Source organism: Rummeliibacillus sp. GQ308 (genome assembly GCF_059759115.1).
The window spans coordinates 34,623-49,908 of sequence record NZ_JCAXDQ010000003.1 but is presented as its reverse complement, the minus strand read 5'-3'; the positions used below and the strand labels follow the sequence as shown (position 1 = coordinate 49,908).

The 15,286-nt window shown below is 38.7% G+C and carries 17 protein-coding genes and 1 riboswitch; of the genes, 10 read left to right on the top strand and 7 right to left on the bottom strand.

The features are described 5' to 3' along the window. Positions 1-123: 123 nt before the first annotated feature. The 4 genes from AC6CHJ_RS12615 to AC6CHJ_RS12600 all read left to right on the top strand — a co-directional run bounded on the left by AC6CHJ_RS12615 (position 124) and on the right by AC6CHJ_RS12600 (position 4,552). Entirely contained in the window at positions 124-1,296 is a 1,173-nt protein-coding gene (locus AC6CHJ_RS12615) for a carboxylate--amine ligase (protein ID WP_066791933.1), read from the top strand. Between the two features lie 3 nt (positions 1,297-1,299). Beyond that, entirely contained in the window at positions 1,300-2,001 is a 702-nt protein-coding gene (gene cuyB / locus AC6CHJ_RS12610; RefSeq protein ID WP_249774780.1) for a cysteate racemase, read from the top strand. An 87-nt stretch (positions 2,002-2,088) separates the two neighbouring features. Beyond that, positions 2,089-3,321 carry a DEAD/DEAH box helicase gene (locus AC6CHJ_RS12605; RefSeq protein ID WP_147197228.1) on the top strand — a complete coding sequence of 411 codons (1,233 nt, stop codon included), beginning with the start codon at positions 2,089-2,091 and terminating at the stop codon, positions 3,319-3,321. A gap of 1 nt (position 3,322) precedes the next feature. After that, positions 3,323-4,552 carry an aminopeptidase gene (locus tag AC6CHJ_RS12600; RefSeq protein WP_066789769.1) on the top strand — a complete coding sequence of 410 codons (1,230 nt, stop codon included), beginning with the start codon at positions 3,323-3,325 and terminating at the stop codon, positions 4,550-4,552. Positions 4,553-4,648: 96 nt separating this feature from the next. Here AC6CHJ_RS12600 and yxzF read toward each other — a convergent pair whose 3' ends face one another. Both yxzF and AC6CHJ_RS12590 read right to left on the bottom strand, forming a co-directional pair. Beyond that, positions 4,649-4,759, bottom strand: a complete 111-nt coding sequence (gene yxzF, locus AC6CHJ_RS12595; protein WP_490722674.1) for a small protein YxzF — start codon at positions 4,757-4,759, stop codon at positions 4,649-4,651. 64 nt (positions 4,760-4,823) lie between these two features. Beyond that, positions 4,824-5,201, bottom strand: a complete 378-nt coding sequence (locus tag AC6CHJ_RS12590) for a magnetosome magnetite crystal formation protein family (RefSeq protein ID WP_066789768.1) — start codon at positions 5,199-5,201, stop codon at positions 4,824-4,826. A 126-nt stretch (positions 5,202-5,327) separates the two neighbouring features. Beyond that, positions 5,328-5,434, top strand: a riboswitch (TPP riboswitch). A gap of 124 nt (positions 5,435-5,558) precedes the next feature. Between AC6CHJ_RS12590 and thiT the strand changes: the two genes are divergently transcribed. Next, positions 5,559-6,122, top strand: coding sequence for an energy-coupled thiamine transporter ThiT (gene thiT / locus AC6CHJ_RS12585; protein ID WP_147197224.1), 564 nt, complete (start codon positions 5,559-5,561; stop codon positions 6,120-6,122). Between the two features lie 97 nt (positions 6,123-6,219). Here the strand turns inward: thiT and AC6CHJ_RS12580 are convergent, their stop codons facing one another. Further along, a complete protein-coding gene (locus AC6CHJ_RS12580) occupies positions 6,220-6,930 on the bottom strand; it encodes a nucleotidyltransferase domain-containing protein (RefSeq protein WP_498288795.1) in 711 nt (236 codons plus the stop codon). Between the two features lie 240 nt (positions 6,931-7,170). On the opposite strand from AC6CHJ_RS12580, the gene AC6CHJ_RS12575 reads away from it, so the two are divergent. Together AC6CHJ_RS12575 and map are read left to right on the top strand one after the other, a co-directional pair. Continuing rightward, entirely contained in the window at positions 7,171-7,683 is a 513-nt protein-coding gene (locus AC6CHJ_RS12575; protein ID WP_147197348.1) for a DUF2179 domain-containing protein, read from the top strand. A gap of 183 nt (positions 7,684-7,866) precedes the next feature. Next, positions 7,867-8,619 carry a type I methionyl aminopeptidase gene (gene map, locus AC6CHJ_RS12570; protein ID WP_249774776.1) on the top strand — a complete coding sequence of 251 codons (753 nt, stop codon included), beginning with the start codon at positions 7,867-7,869 and terminating at the stop codon, positions 8,617-8,619. A gap of 18 nt (positions 8,620-8,637) precedes the next feature. On the opposite strand, the gene AC6CHJ_RS12565 is transcribed toward map, so the two are convergent. After that, positions 8,638-9,366, bottom strand: a complete 729-nt coding sequence (locus AC6CHJ_RS12565; protein WP_244946717.1) for a TspO-related membrane protein — start codon at positions 9,364-9,366, stop codon at positions 8,638-8,640. A 314-nt stretch (positions 9,367-9,680) separates the two neighbouring features. Here AC6CHJ_RS12565 and AC6CHJ_RS12560 point away from each other — a divergent pair, with 314 nt between their 5' ends. Continuing rightward, positions 9,681-10,226, top strand: coding sequence for a GNAT family N-acetyltransferase (locus AC6CHJ_RS12560; protein WP_147197218.1), 546 nt, complete (start codon positions 9,681-9,683; stop codon positions 10,224-10,226). A 158-nt stretch (positions 10,227-10,384) separates the two neighbouring features. Here the strand turns inward: AC6CHJ_RS12560 and mreBH are convergent, their stop codons facing one another. From mreBH to AC6CHJ_RS12545, 3 genes are all read right to left on the bottom strand, one after another. After that, positions 10,385-11,383 (bottom strand): rod-share determining protein MreBH, encoded by a 999-nt coding sequence (gene mreBH / locus AC6CHJ_RS12555; protein WP_066789759.1) that lies wholly within the window; start codon positions 11,381-11,383, stop codon positions 10,385-10,387. 248 nt (positions 11,384-11,631) lie between these two features. After that, positions 11,632-11,772 (bottom strand): hypothetical protein, encoded by a 141-nt coding sequence (locus tag AC6CHJ_RS12550; protein ID WP_158512599.1) that lies wholly within the window; start codon positions 11,770-11,772, stop codon positions 11,632-11,634. A 294-nt stretch (positions 11,773-12,066) separates the two neighbouring features. Next, positions 12,067-13,299, bottom strand: a complete 1,233-nt coding sequence (locus AC6CHJ_RS12545; protein WP_147197216.1) for an aminopeptidase — start codon at positions 13,297-13,299, stop codon at positions 12,067-12,069. A gap of 300 nt (positions 13,300-13,599) precedes the next feature. Between AC6CHJ_RS12545 and motA the strand changes: the two genes are divergently transcribed. Continuing rightward, complete coding sequence (gene motA, locus AC6CHJ_RS12540) at positions 13,600-14,403, top strand: flagellar motor stator protein MotA (protein WP_147197213.1); 804 nt, start codon at positions 13,600-13,602, stop codon at positions 14,401-14,403. Next, entirely contained in the window at positions 14,387-15,193 is an 807-nt protein-coding gene (motB, locus tag AC6CHJ_RS12535; protein ID WP_066789752.1) for a flagellar motor protein MotB, read from the top strand. Before motA ends, motB begins: the two co-directional genes overlap by 17 nt. Positions 15,194-15,286 lie beyond the last annotated feature (93 nt).

The following is a 15,286-nucleotide window of genomic DNA, read 5'->3' as shown; positions in this document are numbered from 1 at the left end:
TCTATTCGTATATTCGTGATATAAATGAAAATATGGTACACTAATGGCATTAAAATAAGAAATTAAGTGAGATGATCAGCGTTGGCAAAACAACCATTTTTACCTATATTAATCGGCTCAGATATGAACGCCTATGGCATGGCTCGCTCATTCTATGAAGCATACGGCATTAAGCCCATTGTGGTCGGCCGAGCACATTTAACAGCAACACAAAATAGCCGTATACTCCATTTCAGACAAGTTCCCAATCTAAAAGAGAACTTCCTAGAAGAGATGAAGAAAATTGCAAAAGAATATAGAGACCAAAAATTGCTTCTTATGGGATGCGGCGATGACTATGTCAAACTTATTATTAAAAATAAACCTGCCCTAGAGGAGCATTTTACCGTTCCATATATTGATGAAGCGTTGATGGACCGTATTTTGTTAAAAGAAAACTTTTATAAAATATGCGATCAATATCAATTTAGTTATCCGAAAACAGACACATGCACATATGAAACGCATGAAAACTTTGAAGTGAAATTCAACTACCCCATTATTATCAAGGCATCAAACTCAGTCGCATATTGGGCTTGCGAATTCCCGGGCAAAAAGAAAGTATTCTTAGCACAGGATGAAGCGGAAAAAGATGCGATTTTAAAAGCGATATACAGTTCGTCGTATAAAGATCATTTAATCATCCAAGAATACATTCCAGGTGATGATTCCTATATGCGTGTTTTAAATGCTTATGTTGCAACAGACGGCAAAGTAAAATTAATGTGTTTAGGAAATCCAATTTTAGAAGAGCATACACCAGAAGGAATTGGAAGCTATGCAGCAATCATTTCGACATATGATAAAGAGCTTCTTGACCAAGTGCGTTATTTCTTAGAGGATATCGGCTTTACTGGTATCGCCAACTTTGATATGAAGTATGATGAACGTGACGGCAAGTATAAATTATTTGAAATCAATTTACGTAACGGACGAAGCAGCTACTATGTGACTGCTGCTGGCTACAACTTAATGCAATATGTAGCAGATGACCGAATGCTGCATCTTGAACAAGAGTGCACATATGCGCAAAATGAGCATCTTTGGACCATTATTCCAAATGGCGTACTGTTCAAATATGCAGAAAATAAAGAGCTTAAAGCAAAAGCGCGTAAGCTAATCCAAGAGGGCAAATCAACCAACTCGCTGTTCTACAAAGAGGACATGAACTGGAAACGCTGGATCAAACTAACGTTGAACAGTCTGAATTATTATCGCAAGTACAAAAAATACTTTAACAAAAAAGGTTTGTCATAAGAAATGGACAAGTTAGTACTGGGGATTATTGGCGGGGTTGGGCCGCTTGCAACGATGCTACTCGGAGAAACCATTGTAAGAAGAACAAAGGCGTTTAGCGACCAAGAGCATATGCACTTTATTATCGATAATGATACGCGCATTCCAGACCGGACAGCATTTATCCTTGATCAGACACAGGCTAGTCCGCTTCCTTTTATGGCGGAAGATGCAAAAAAACTAGTGAATGCTGGAGCGGAACGAATTGTTATTCCTTGCAACACAGCACACTACTTTTACGATGAATTGCAAAAGGAAACAAAGGTACCGATTTTGCATATGATTCGGGAGACAGCTAAAAAGGCAAAGCAGCTTCAAGCAAAACGTGTGGGGATACTTGCTACAACAGGAACACTTTCGTCGAACTTATATCAAGAAGCTTTAGTCCAAGAAGGTCTTGAGCCGGTTGTTCCAGATGAAAAATTGCAAAAGCGCTTGATGTCTATTATCTACGATCATGTGAAAGCGGGCAAAATGATATCAAAATCAGTTTGGCAGCCAATCGAGGATGAGATGAAGAAAGCAGCTTGTGATTATATCATTCTAGGATGTACGGAGCTGTCGGTTGTAAACCGTTCTTTAGCGCTTGATAATCGATATATCGATGCGCTTGTCGTGCTTGCAGAGCGTGCAATCGAAAGCTGCGGTTATGAGTTAGCGGATTAGTATAAAACTTTTCTCAGGAATAAAGGGCCCGTCTACATAAGAGGCGGGCGTTACATACATTAGAAAAAGAAAGAAGGTGCAGGCATTATGGCATTTTTAGATTTATTAAATGAAGATTTACAGCAAAAATGGAAGTTTCCATCTACAATGCCCATTCAAGAGCAGATGGTAGAAGCATTTTTGGAGGGGAAAGATGTAGTAGCTGAGTCTCCTACAGGAACAGGTAAAACGTTAGCGTATCTGTTGCCGATTTTACAAAAGGTAGATGGTGCTAAAAAGGCAACTCAAGCCCTTATTGTAGCTCCATCGCAAGAGTTGTGCATGCAAATCGTAGAGGTGATCCGTACATGGATTGCTGGCACAAATATTACTGTAGTCCCTTTGATTGGCGGTGCAAATCCACAACGCCAAATTGAAAAGCTAAAGAAAAAGCCAACGATAGTTGTAGGAACGCCAGGACGTTTAAATGAACTTATTACAAGTAAAAAACTAAAACTGCATGAAATTAACATGATTGTTTTAGATGAAGGGGACCAACTATTAAGTCGGGATTATCGTGTTATCGTAAAAGGCTTTATAGATGGAGCAGCTCATGGCAGACAAGTAGCTGTGGTGTCTGCAACGGTAACAGAAGAAATTGAGCTTGTGGCGAATAGAATGCTTCATGATCCGGTACGCATTAAAATAGCAGCAACAGAGGTTCCAGCAAGCGGTAAGGTCGAACATTCCTTCATAAAAATAGAGGAACGAGATAAGACAGAACTATTGCGAAAACTGTCAAACCTTTCAGGGCTGCGTGGACTAGCTTTTATCAATAACTTAGACCAAGTGATGATGAAAGAATCAAAGCTAGGTTTTCGCAATGCGCCGATTGTAGCCTTGCATTCTGAGATGAAAAAAGAGGAAAGAAAATCAGCGATTGAACGTTTCCGCAAAGGTGACGCGCGCGTCCTTCTCGCTACAGATATTGCCGCAAGGGGCTTAGATATAGAGGGGCTAACACATGTTATTCATGTCAACGTGCCATTCACAAAAGAGCAGTATATCCACCGTTCAGGCAGAACAGGAAGAGCTGGCAATAGCGGGGAAGTACTTACATTACTTGCACATCATGAAGAACAGGCATATCTAAAACGCATGAGAGAATTAGAAATTGAGCCAGTTGAGAAAAATTGGGCAAATGGCCAATTAAAAGAGGGTAAGGCAGAAGCCAAACCTAACAAAGGGAATAAACGCTATTCAACGAATGGTACAAATGCAAACAGAAAAAACAAGGGCGATGGGAAGAAACCTTATCACGCAAAGAAAAGAGGGAAATAATATGACGTTTGAAGAGAAGCTAGAACAATTTGCTGAGCTTGCAGTAAGAGTGGGTGCAAATATCCAAAAAGGTCAAACCATGTTAATCAATACAACTACAGAGACAGTTGAATTTACAAGATTAGTGGCAAAAAAAGCGTATGAAGCAGGGGCTGCACGCGTAACGGTTAATTTTTCAGATGATGTGATTGACCGCGCTTTTTACGACAATGCACCAGCTGATGAATTTGCTAAATTTCCACGCTGGATCAGTGAACAACGAGATGAGTTGATTGAGCGCGGGGGTGCTCTTTTGTGGATTGATGCACAAGATCCGGATAACCTTACGGGAGTGCCAGTTGAAAAACTATCCGCACAGCAAAAAGCATCAGGCAAAGCGCTTGAAAACTATCGCGATGCAGTGATGAACGACAAGATTGCGTGGTCTATTATTGCTGTACCATCGAAGAAATGGGCTGCAAAAGTATTTTCTGATTTAAAAGAAGAAGAGCAGCTCCCAGCATTATGGGAAGCGATCTTCAAAACGGTTCATATTGGTGAAGGAAATGCTGTAGACAACTGGGAACAACATTTGAAAAACCTAGATGCGCGAGCAGATCTTTTAAACGCAAAACGTTATCAAAAGCTGCATTATAAAGCGCCTGGCACTGATTTAACAATTGAATTGCCAGATAAGCATATTTGGTGCACAGGTGCGAGCCATACACCTGCTGGTTCTTCGTTTGTAGCAAATATGCCAACAGAAGAAGTGTACACAATGCCATCAAAATACGGGGTGAACGGCTTTGTATCGAATACAAAACCGCTTGTTTTCCAAGGTAATGTTATCGATCAATTTAAGCTGACATTCGAAGGTGGAAAGATTGTAAAAGCTGAAGCAGAGGTTGGTCATGATTTGCTGCAAGAATTAGTCAAAGCGGATGAAGGTTCTAAGTACCTTGGCGAAGTTGCTCTTGTACCACATGAGTCGCCTATCTCTGCATCAAATATTCTTTACTACAATACGCTTTTCGATGAAAATGCCTCTAACCACCTGGCGATTGGCGAAGCTTATCCGACATGCTATGAAGGTGGAAGCAGCCTGACAAAAGAGGAGCTCGAAGAAAAAGGTATTAATACATCAATTACTCATGAAGACTTCATGATTGGTAGCGGAGAAATGGATATCGACGGCGTTCTAGCAGACGGTACAGTTGAGCCTATTTTCCGCAATGGCAGCTGGGCATTTTAAGTAGTCATGCTTATGTGTTGCTATACCTTTTAATCTCAACTTAAAGTTCATATAAAAAAACGCCGTATTCCACAGAGAATACGGCGTTTTTAGTGATTATTTTTTCATTGCTTTTTTATCATGTCTTGCATCAATCACTTTTAAGATGATTGGATAAACAACTGGTGCGATTTTGATTACAGTTTTTATTACTTTTCGTAATTGCATATAGTAGCACTCCATTCATTGATGAGCTTGTGTATATTTAACTAATAGCCATATTAACAGTATTTTAAACTTTGAGTACTTTAATTCCTTGTACAATATTCCAAATGAACACGCCTAGCGAAAGGATAGCTTCTACAACAATAAAGATAAGCCATGCTCCCATAATCCACATACCATCATTGGACGATGCATCTGGGCTCCCTGTTTCAAATGAATAACTGTAAAAACCGGCTCCAGCCACCACGGCCATAAATATAATGACGCCAATAATGGTAGGGACCAGAAGAAGAAGGTGAGAGAGTAAGGCGCGCTTAGCATGCCTTTTCACTTCTTGTTCCTTTACAGCAAAATACACGATGACGGGCAAGATAAATCCAGCAAAAAATATACTAAAATAACACAAAGAAGAGATTACACGGTTATTATTGTTTTCCAATTCCAATTTTGACACCTCCATATATCTATACATACGCACAGGGCTCACTGAAAGATTCAGAAAGATGAAAATTACCATGGCAATTTAAAATCAAATCAAGTACAATAAATGTGTTCAATTAAATACTGATGTATCGACCACGAGGGGAGCCGCAAATGGGCGGCTGAGAGTGAATCCGAAATTCTAACCCTTTGAACCTGTAAGTTAATGCTTGCGTAGGAATGTGGATAGAGACCGACTTATTTCGATGTTAGGGCTATCCTAATGTCGTTTTTTATTTGGGTGGAAATCTTCTGGAATACTTGTTTACGGGAATACGCTTTAGGCAAGAGTGGGCTGCATCGAAATACGGGAGGAAGTATATTGAATAAGAAACGTTTATTAATGATGATTGAAATCGCCATATTTGCAGCGATCGGATTTGTACTGGATAAGCTGTCCTTTAGTCTATGGCCACAGGGCGGTTCTATTAGCCTTGTAATGGTTCCGATTGTACTGATGGCATTTCGTTGGGGGACAATGGCTGGACTCGTTACAGGGCTATTAATTGGCGGATTGCAAGTGTTAATAGGGGGCGCCTATGTGTTAACGCCTTTGCAAGGCTTCATCGATTATTTCTTTGCATTTACAGCTGTAGGCTTAGCTGGTGTGATGCGAGGCATGATGATTGCTGCCAACCGACGTGGCCAAACTGGCAAAATGATCGTTGCTATAACAATTGGAACATTTATTGGCGGATTATTAAAATATGCAGCACATACATTGGCGGGAATCGTGTTCTTTGCTGAATATGCAGGAAAGCAAAATGTATATTGGTACTCTATTGTGTACAACGGCTCTTATATGATTCCTGCTATTATTTTAACGATTATTGTCGTTGCGCTGCTCTTTAAGTCTGCGCCACGAATAGCTAACCCGAAAAATTAATGAGGGAAGACTGCTAATTACATTAAGAATTCGTCTTGGTATTAGCAATACAATGAACAAACGCTCAGATACATTCTGAGCGTTTTTATTTATTAGGTTATTTTCCTAAAGAGAAGCCTTCAAATAATCTTCCACCAAATGGTTGAAGGACTTGATCAGTCAGGCATACAATCTTACAAATATCATTTGATTTATAATATGCGTCGAATGCTTCAACAAATTCGTTTGCAAGTTTCTTGTCATGATGAACTAATGAACGATAAACCCATTTTGATGTACCAATCCATTTGCCATTACTTCGAAGGATGAATTCACTAACTAATTCGCTGAGTGTGCTCGCAATAAAAATGCCTTCAGCTCTATTTTGACAACCAATTAAATCATCTAACACATCCGTAACAAAATATCGCTTTATGTCCATTGTTTCTTTTGTCCAATCTTCTGGCCCTTGTTCTATTAAGTCTTTGGCTTCCTTTCTAATAGCCGATAATACTCCTGTATCTTTTAAAATTTTGCCCTCACTTACCATTCTTGGCATTGTAGGCCTTCCTTCTTTACAATCACTTACAAAAAAGAAACGATAAGACTTCAAATTATGAACAAACAGTTCAATATTCCATCCAAATACAATAAGGGATTCACGATAAGAAAAAGGAAAACTTTTGTCAAATATGATGATATCTAAATCAGAAGTTTCAGTTGCTTGTCCTCGAACAACACTCCCAGCTAAGATAGCTCCCTGACAATTATGAAAATGTTTTTCAACAAACTGTAAGGCTGCTTCTAGTGGATCAAGTCTATTCTTCATATAATTTCCACCCTTCTTGTTTTAAGGTATCTTCTTCGGCAGAAGCTAAAAGTTTATAAGATTTGATTACCTAAAAATTCTATAACAATTTTATCGTATTTATTCCGATCTTCTTTAATATAGTTTGCTAATACTAGCGAATCGTAACGGAACTCAATTCGTTTTTTTAGTTTCATGACTGGGTATGGATTGTAATAAATCTACATACTAATAATTGATTGCGGGGTGAATCTGTTGGAGATGCTTTTACTAATTATTATTATCAATATTGTTTATATGACACTGGTAACATTGCGTATGATTCTTGTGATAAAAGGATATCGAATTGTAGCATCACTGATGTCTGTAGCTGAGGTCTTTATCTATTTGATGGGGTTGAAGATTGTGCTGGATAATTTAGACCGTCCGCTCAATATATTAGCTTATTGCGTAGGATGGGGATTAGGCGTTTATTCTGGTGGTCTCATTGAAAGCAAACTAGCGCTAGGTTATATGATCTTTGATGTGATTGTTGACAGAGAACAGCAGGGGTTGGTTAGCAAATTGAGGGATGAAGGCTTTGGCGTCACAGCATGGATTGGTAATGGTAAAGATGGGGAACGTCTCTGTTTGAAAGTGATTGCCAAGAGAAAAGAGGAAAGGTATTTCCGAGATTGCATTACAAAAATAGCCCCATCTGCTTTTGTTGTTTCCTATGAGCCGAACATTTTGAACGGCGGTTTTTTCTTAAAGCGCAAGCACTTATTTTTATAGAAACGCATATGTTAATTTAGAAAAGTACACTTAATTTACCTCGCATTTTCAAATTCTAAGTAGCTGTTTGGTTAGCAGGTTATGAGGGGGAATAGAGAAACCTCCACTGAGCCGGTTTTCACTTCATCACAGAATTTTGTGGTATAGTTAAATAGCGAGATTAATCAGAAGGGATCGTTTTACATGATTGCAAAAACGCAAGAAGAAATAGATGCTTTGATGAAAGCTGGCCGTGCTATGGCCGAAATTCGTGAGGCTTTAAAAGAAGCGGCTAAGCCAGGCGTAACGACTAAAGAATTGGATGATTTGGCTGGAAAGCTATTTGACGAGAAAGGTGCGGTTTCTGGACCTAAAGCAGAATATGATTTTCCAGGATACACATGCTTAAGCGTCAATGAACAAGTAGCACACGGCATCCCGAACAATTATAAATTAAAAGCAGGCGATTTGATTAACATTGATGTGTCTGGACATGTGGATGGTTATTATGCAGATACCGGCATTTCGTTTATCGTAGGAGATGTGGATAATGCAGATATCCAAAAAATCTGTGATGTAGCATCAAGTGCATTCGAACGTGCTATGACGAAAGTTAAAGCAGGTTCTAAACTAAACCAAATCGGCAAAGCAGTAGAGCGTGAGGCGCGTGATCACGGCTTAAACGTCATCATGAATCTGACAGGACATGGTATTGGACGCTCTCTTCATGAAGAACCACAACACGTTCTTAACTATTTTGATGCTTGGGAACGTACTATGTTGAAAGAAGGTATGGTTTTAGCTGTAGAACCATTTATCTCACAAAAAGCGGAGCATATTGTTGAAGCAGGTGATGGCTGGACATTTGTAACGCCAGACAAATCTCTTGTTGCTCAGCTTGAACATACTATTATTGTCACTAATGGCGTGCCTATTATTACAACAAAGTTAGATTAAAAAACAAAGCCCATCTGATTATTCAGAGGGCTTTGTTTTTTTAATTAGTAAAATTCCAACGAGCAGGACGCCACTTAAAAATAAAGCAGCAGTCGAAACGAGCAATTCATCAAAGCCGTTCTTAAATGCTATACCGATAAATGTCCAAATATATACGATAGGAAAAACATAGTCGTCATGGTGATATCGCAAATGGAGTGCTGCTGCTGTGCCAACAGTAAGTGCGATAACTGTCCATAAAGGATCGCTTAAACTTAAGAAATTCCAGTGATTATGTGTAAATAGAAATGCAATATTCATAAATGCAATGATACTTTCCCAAGCTAGGAATAAAGAAATAGGAATTCTCCCACTCCAAGTATTTTGCCAATTAGGATATGTAAAATATAGCCCAATTAACGACAAAACCATCAACAATATGGCAATAATAGACCATGTGAAATATTCATAATGCCACAAGTAAAGCCATAAAATATTAAATAGAGCACTGAAAGAAAATAAGGCTGTTTGCACTCCCGTTATGTTCTGCTGTGCCTGCCGTTTTTTCCATTGCAGGTAAACCCACAAACCTAAAATAATATAAATAAAGATTTTAATTACAGAAACATATCCAGCAGGGCTAAAAAGGACGGTATAGCGGTTGGAGATTTCACTTGTTGTATAACCGTTCAATGGCATCAAATTTGCCATAATGCTAAAAACGGTCATTGCGATAAAGCTAAGCGAAATGATGAGTAGCCTGCCCATTAAAATCTCCCCCTTTAACATAAACTGTAGAATAACAATATGCCCAAAACTAATATTTTTACAAATGATAGAAGTGAGCTGTAATAATAACAAAAAACCACTATCTTTAAGTATACATTCGTTTTGCTTTAACAACAAATATCATTTTCGTGAAATTTCCAGTAAAATAAAAAAGAGAGCATTCGGAAATTTTAGGAAAGGATACATATTTAGTGAAAATGCACAGTATTTCTTATTATGGGGTACATAACTCTTATAAGTTGCGAAAAAGATTCTAACACAATAGAGATTTTTAAAAGAGGGTGAGAAGTAACATGATTGTTATAGAGGGGCAACGATGTTTTCTACGGGTATTAATGGAGTCAGATGTCACGCCATTTACGAATATGGTTGCGCGCAATATGCGTTATTGGTCAGTACATGAACCACTGCATCCGCCCGAATATTATACTGAAAAGGTTCAATTAAAAAAAATACAAGAATCAATTCAGCAAATGCGTCTAAACCGTGAGTATAGCTTTGGCATATTTGATATACAAACCAAGGAAATGGTAGGGCATATCTCTTTGTATTCGATAAAGCGTATGCCATTTTCAAGCGCATTTGTGGGTTATTCAATGGATGAATCCCATACTGGCAGAGGAATTGTGACGGAAGCTCTTTCACTTGTTGTCAAATTTGCTTTTAATGATTTATGCCTGCATCGTTTAGAAGCTTATGTTTCTCCTAAAAATATAGCTTCAGTCCGTGTACTTGAAAAAGCAAAATTTAACCGAGAAGGATTACTCCGAAGTCTTCTATATATTAATGGGAAATGGGAAGATCATTATTTATATTCTTATTTAGAGGAAGATTATTGAAAGGGTAAGGCCCGGTGGAGGAAATGGTCGAATAACGCCCGCAAATTACTGAGGGGATTGTAGGAAAATGTCGTGCTATTTCCCGGGGAATAAGTCGAATAATAAAAGAAAACACATGGCAGCTTCGATAAAAAGCGCGCCATGTGTTTTTGTGTAAATTATTTCTTAAGGAAATGAATGGTATCAATCGATCTACCTGTGCCGACAGCAACAGATTCAAGAGGTTCTGGCGCAAGATGAACAGGTACATCCAATTCATTTGAAAGCCATTCTGTCATACCTTTTAACAGTGATACACCGCCAGTCAATATCACACCTTGATCTACAATATCACCCGATAGTTCTGGAGGGCAGCATTCAAGGGTCCTACTAATTAATTCTAATATCGCTAAAAGGTTCTCTTTTAAACAATTTTGTATATCATACGAATTCACAGAGATAATCTTAGGTAAACCAGTAACGATATCGCGTCCTCTGATTTCCATTGTTTCGACAGGATGGTCAATCAGCGCGTAACCAATTTCCTGTTTTACTTTTTCAGCAGTAGGCTCACCAATCAGGACGTTGAATTCCTTGCGTGCATATTGAATAATTTCTTCATTCATATGGTCGCCGCCAAGTTTCAATGTGTTAGAGGTTACAATTCCGCCGAATGATATAATACCGACTTCTGTTGTACCGCCACCAATGTCTACAATAACGCTCGCAATAGGATCGCTTACAGGAAGATCAGCACCTATAGCAGCTGCCACAGATTCTTCAATTAAAAATACTTCCTTAGCGCCGCATTGTCTTACCGCATCTTGAATCGCCAGTCTTTCAACGGATGTTGCTCCTGCGGGAGTACAAACCACAACGTTTGGTTTGCGTAGAGAAGAGCCCATTACTTTTGCAGCCTTTTCCATCATTGACTTGATTAAAGCAGTAGTCATATCAAAGTCAGCGATCACACCGTCTTTTAGAGGACGAACTGCCTGAATAGCTATCGGCGTTTTGCCGACCATTTCCTTTGCTTCAGTACCTGTCGCTATCACTTGGTTTGTATTCACATTATAAGCTACGACAGAAGGTTCATTTATGATAATTCCTTTATTTTTTGTATATATTAATGTATTGGCAGTGCCCAAATCGATTCCAATAGTTGTTGGCGAAAACATGCGTACAATTCCTCCTCGAATAACCTTAGGTTCTATAAGTATATGATATTTTTAGAGGGATCAGCATGTTATATTATGGTATGTAACAATCATTACAGAGGTAGATAGATAGAAGGTTGATATATAAACCCAATAAATGGTAGTTTAAAGGAGTTAAAGATACAAATAAAAGTGAAATTGTGATGAAAATGTTAATAGATTGTGAAATAAAAAGAGCAGCCTGCTAGATTACAGGCTGCTCCTTTTTATTAGAACTTAGTTTCTGGTTTTGGATCGATAATATGAGAAGTTGAAGAATTAAGCCCATCACGCAAAAAGTGAACAAGAATAGCGCCAGTGCCCATAATTGCGAAGAATACGCCTAATACAGTAACCATAAAAGTTGCCATTATCATAGCCCTCCATGTATTAAATAATTTTATTCCGCATTAGCGGATGGTAAACCCCAAAACGAAAGTAAGTGCAAACGGGAAGTTTAGACTGGGGTTTATTGCCCGTAACCGCCCGATTGGTAAAACTAACAATTAGTAGGGAATAACCTACTAATTGTAGTTTCACTTTATATAAATAGTATACATGATTTTTTCTTGAATTATAAGGTTAAAACAGGTTTCTATAAGATTAATAGAACACTATTATTATACCACTTTTACGTGAAAATAAATTGGTTATTTATGGGGAGCTTAGAATGCCCAGTTTCCATTGCGGAAGACAGCTTCTGAACGTCCATCTTCTGTAATGCCTTCAATGTCCATATCTTTGGAGCCAACCATAAAATCAACATGCATAATGCTTTGGTTTATACCGTGTTTTTCGAGTTCTGCAGCAGTCATTGTTGTGCCATTTTCAATACAGAATGCATATGCGCTACCGATTGCTAGATGGTTAGAAGCATTTTCATCGAATAGCGTATTATAGAATAGTAAACCGGAGTTGGAGATTGGCGAATCATGCGGAACAAGAGCTACTTCACCTAGATAATGTGAACCCTCATCTGTTTCAACTAGATTTTTTAAGACATCTTCGCCTTCTTCTGCTTTTACATCCACAATTCTTCCATTTTCAAATGTTAAGGTAAAGTGATCGATAATTGTGCCTGCGTAGCTAAGTGGCTTTGTGCATGTGATGTAGCCATTAACACCATCTTTATGAGGCGCAGTGAACACTTCCTCTGTCGGAATATTGGCCATGAAAGGTTTGCCATTTTGATTTTTGCTTCCGCCACCACTCCACACATGTCCCTTCGGCAATTCGATCGTTAAATCTGTACCTGGGGCAGTGTAGTGAAGTTTTTGATATTTTTTACCGTTTAGATGTTTTACTTTTTCATGTAATACTTCATCATGAGCTTCCCAAGCTTCAAGCGGATTGTCTAAGTCAGCGCGGACTGTTTTAAAGATAGCCTCCCATAGGGCTGGTACTTGTTTATCTTCCTCTAGCTCAGGAAAAACCTTTGCAGCCCATTCTTTAGAAGGCGTACCTATAATGTTCCAACTGATTTTATTAGATTGGGAAGCTTGGCGGAAGTGCTGCAATGCCTGACCTGCCGCCTTTTGTTGAAGTGCGATTTTTTTAGGGTCAACACCTTTTAAAAGATCAGGGCTTTGTGATTTGATGGTCATAAATGCTGCACCATGGTCAGCTAACCAGTTTTTCTCTTCTGCGTGCCAAGGGGCAAAGAAACCAAAGGCATCCTCTGGTGCCATGTCATAATGCATGCGTGTCAGCAAATCATCTGAATAGTGGACAAAGACTTCTTTTGCTTCTGCTTCGTAAGCCTTCTTCACGACTAATCGAACAAACTCAGCTTGGTCAATTGATGCTTGGATAAACAGATATTGGCTCGGTTGAAGGTTCACCCCCACCTTTACTGCCAATTCGGCATAACTATCTAACTTCTCTTGAAACGTTTTCATAAAAGATCTCCTCCAAAATTGCTCATTTACAAATCAGTGGAATAGAAAGCATCCCTAGATACTTCTATGCCAACATAGTTTGAAGATGAACTTTAAATTCTATGATAATTTTATCAATTTAAAATAGTTTTGCAAATACTCGCATCATAATTGTAGCGAACAATATTTGTCTACAAATATTTTATAATTCACGAAGTTTTTGGATTTTAGTCAAATATTCTAGTTTGTTCACGGTAGAATATTAACATTAGAGAGAAGTAACCGAAATAATAACAAGAATGACACTTTGGAGGTACAGAAATGGATTTATCATCAATTGTTGGTCTTATTATGGGGGTCGTTGCCTTAATCGTTGGGATGTACTTTAAAGGTGTAACACCCGATGCCTTAATGAATCCAGCAGCTATATTCATAATTATTTTAGGGACAATGGCAACCGTAACAATTGCCTTCCCAATGAGTGAATTAAAAAGATTGCCAAAACTTTTTAAAATATTGTTTACTGAACAAAAGTTAGGTAAAGACACGGACATTATTAAATTATTTTCAGAATGGGCAGACCTGGCAAGAAGAGAAGGCTTGCTTGCACTGGAAGGAAAAGTAGCAGAAATCGATGATCCTTTCCTTAAGAACGGCCTGTCACTCGCAATTGACGGACAAAATGCTGATTATATCCGCGATGTCTTATCAGAAGAAGTAGAGGCTATGGAAGAACGCCACAGTGCTGGCGCTGGGATGTTCACACAAGCAGGTACATACGCTCCTACTTTAGGGGTTTTAGGGGCGGTTGTCGGTCTGGTTGCCGCACTAAAAGATATGAATGATATTGAAAAGCTCGGCCATGCGATTTCGGCTGCGTTCATTGCAACATTACTCGGGATTTTTACAGGGTATGTTCTTTGGCATCCGTTTGCCAACAAGCTTAAACGAAAATCGAGCAATGAAGTACGTCAAAAAATGCTAATGATTGAAGGGATTCTTTCCGTATTAGAGGGAGAGGCGCCGCGTGTCATTGAACAAAAGCTTGCTTCTTACTTAACAAAAGAAGACCGTAAAAAAATATTGGGCGAAAGCGGGGCGAGCGGCCTTGGCGAAGAGAGCTAAAAAGCATAAAAAGGAGCATGAGGAAATTCCAGAAGCATGGCTGCTTCCTTATTCAGATTTATTAACTTTATTACTGGCATTGTTTATCGTACTTTTTGCCTCGAGTACAGTCGATAATCAAAAGCTGCATGAGCTTTCATCGGTATTTAATGCAGTATTTGACGGGGGAAAAGGCGTTATGGACTATCCGTCTGATACAATGCCGAACGATCCGAAGAGCGATGAGACGAGCAAAAATTCAGCTTATCTGGAAGACCAAAAATCTTTATCCAAGATTAAAGGTAATGTTGATGATTTTATAGCGGTCAATGAACTAGAAAAACAATTTGAAACCAAGTTAACTGACGAAGGGCTTCTGGTGACGATACGAGACAGCGTATTATTTGATCCAGGGAAAGCGGTAGTTAAAAGCGAGTATGAGAAAACAGCGAGGGAATTATCGAAGCTTCTTGTATTTGATCCAAAACGTAGTGTTGTCATTACGGGATATACGGATAATGTGCCGATGCATACCGCCGAGTTTTCATCGAACTGGGAACTAAGTGTAATGCGTGCTGTAAACTTTTTGAAGCTAATCGTGGATCAAAACCCTAAATTAGATTCTTCTTTCTTTAGTGCAAAAGGATATGGAGAAAATAATCCAATCGCGTCTAATAATTCTGATGAGGGGCGTTCCAAAAACCGGCGGGTTGAAGTTCTTATCCAACCTTTAGTGAAAAAAGATGGCTCTTCAACAAATCCTACAATCAATAAAGATGCCTCCGTTAATGAATCGAAAACTGGAGAATAGAAAAATAGCTTTAGCTGATTCAAAAGTAAAATAATAAAAAGAAACCGAACCAATGTGAAATTAAATTAAATTTCACATATAGTTCGGTTTTTT

Excerpts from the sequence above, each read along its gene's own strand:
- AC6CHJ_RS12615 (WP_066791933.1), top strand. The coding sequence starts at position 124 with ATGAACGCCTATGGCATGGCTCGCTCATTCTATGAAGCATACGGCATT.
- cuyB (WP_249774780.1), top strand. The coding sequence starts at position 1,300 with ATGGACAAGTTAGTACTGGGGATTATTGGCGGGGTTGGGCCGCTTGCA.
- AC6CHJ_RS12605 (WP_147197228.1), top strand. The coding sequence starts at position 2,089 with ATGGCATTTTTAGATTTATTAAATGAAGATTTACAGCAAAAATGGAAG.
- AC6CHJ_RS12600 (WP_066789769.1), top strand. The coding sequence starts at position 3,323 with ATGACGTTTGAAGAGAAGCTAGAACAATTTGCTGAGCTTGCAGTAAGA.
- yxzF (WP_490722674.1), bottom strand. The coding sequence starts at position 4,759 with ATGCAATTACGAAAAGTAATAAAAACTGTAATCAAAATCGCACCAGTT.
- AC6CHJ_RS12580 (WP_498288795.1), bottom strand. The coding sequence starts at position 6,930 with ATGAAGAATAGACTTGATCCACTAGAAGCAGCCTTACAGTTTGTTGAA.
- AC6CHJ_RS12575 (WP_147197348.1), top strand. The coding sequence starts at position 7,171 with ATGCTTTTACTAATTATTATTATCAATATTGTTTATATGACACTGGTA.
- map (WP_249774776.1), top strand. The coding sequence starts at position 7,867 with ATGATTGCAAAAACGCAAGAAGAAATAGATGCTTTGATGAAAGCTGGC.
- AC6CHJ_RS12565 (WP_244946717.1), bottom strand. The coding sequence starts at position 9,366 with ATGGGCAGGCTACTCATCATTTCGCTTAGCTTTATCGCAATGACCGTT.
- AC6CHJ_RS12560 (WP_147197218.1), top strand. The coding sequence starts at position 9,681 with ATGATTGTTATAGAGGGGCAACGATGTTTTCTACGGGTATTAATGGAG.
- mreBH (WP_066789759.1), bottom strand. The coding sequence starts at position 11,383 with ATGTTTTCGCCAACAACTATTGGAATCGATTTGGGCACTGCCAATACA.
- AC6CHJ_RS12550 (WP_158512599.1), bottom strand. The coding sequence starts at position 11,772 with ATGGCAACTTTTATGGTTACTGTATTAGGCGTATTCTTCGCAATTATG.
- AC6CHJ_RS12545 (WP_147197216.1), bottom strand. The coding sequence starts at position 13,299 with ATGAAAACGTTTCAAGAGAAGTTAGATAGTTATGCCGAATTGGCAGTA.
- motA (WP_147197213.1), top strand. The coding sequence starts at position 13,600 with ATGGATTTATCATCAATTGTTGGTCTTATTATGGGGGTCGTTGCCTTA.